Source organism: Oleiphilus sp. HI0067 (assembly GCF_001635735.1).
The window spans coordinates 1-1,189 of record NZ_LWFI01001170.1; the positions used below are offsets into that span (position 1 = coordinate 1).

Consider the following 1,189-nt stretch of genomic DNA (forward strand, 5'->3'; position numbering starts at 1 on the left):
CAGCAATAAGGTGGCGTGAAATATCAGCACTCGGACCAAGCTTATCTTTCAACCAGTCTAGGCAAACGTGCGCATTCTCAAGTGTTTCGAGGGTAGTAAAAGACTTGGATTGGATCAGGAATAAACAGCGTTCAGGGTCGAGTTGCTCGAGCACGTTAACTGCATCGCTACCATCTATATTCGATACAAAATGTGTCTCGAGGCCATCAATATGAAAGTGCTGTAGTCCCTCAATGACCATTTTCGGCCCCAAGTAAGACCCGCCAATTCCGATGCTGACAAGCTGCGTAATTGCTTTGCCAGTTGATCCTAGCCATTCGCGTTTATGAAGAGAATCAACCAGACTCTTTATTTGTTCTAACGCTGCATTGACTTCCTGATGAATTTCAGGCGCTGAAGCTCGAAGTTCTTTATGATTTAAGGCGCGAAGAGCAGTATGCAATACAGCACGATGCTCAGTTGCATTGAGCTCTTGTCCTGAAAATAATGCGCGAGTCTGATCTTTGAGATTTGCGTTATCGGCTAGTTTAATTAGCGCCTTGTGTACGGTGTTCGAGACTAAATTCTTGGATAAATCTGCATACACATATGGAGCTTGAATGCCGAAGCGATCAAGGCGATTTGGGTCTTCCTCAAAGTAATCAAGCATACGCTCATACTTCGCTTTGATAGCGAGCTTCTTTAGAGGTAGATAGCTATGGTTTTGATCGAGTCTCATGCCAGTCCTTGTGCGTTTTTGTTATTTAGTCAGTTAACGAAACTCGAATATTGTCTATTAACCGCGTTGCTCCTAAAAAGACTGCAGCAAGGATTACAATTTCCTTATCCGCATCCTTAGCCGGCAGAAGTGTATCAACGGATGCAATATTAAGATAATCGAGTTTAAAGCCATTCTCTGTCAAAGAACTAATCGCTTGCTGACGTGCAACGACGATATCTTCGTTCGACTCTAATGCTTTTTTAGTTTGTTGAAGAACCGCAAAAAGCTTACTTGCTCGCAGGTGTTCCTCTTCATTTAGATAACCATTGCGAGAGCTCAATGCAAGGCCACTTGGCTCTCTACAAGTCGGTACGCCGACTATTTCAATAGGAAAACATAGATCATTAGTAAGCTTTCGAATCACCATTAATTGTTGAAAGTCTTTTTCTCCAAATATGGCTTGGTCTGGCTGAACCATGTTGAAAAGCT

Annotated in this window: 1 protein-coding gene and 1 pseudogene; both read right to left on the bottom strand. The window is 42.8% G+C overall.

Annotated elements, in window-relative coordinates; translation table 11 throughout:
- A pseudogene (locus A3739_RS17310) lies at nucleotides 1-718 on the bottom strand (glucose-6-phosphate isomerase); the annotation flags it as partial.
- Nucleotides 719-743: 25 nt separating this feature from the next.
- Nucleotides 744-1,189 (bottom strand): pantoate--beta-alanine ligase (locus A3739_RS17315; protein ID WP_197472396.1); only part of this gene is annotated, 446 nt, incomplete at its 5' end.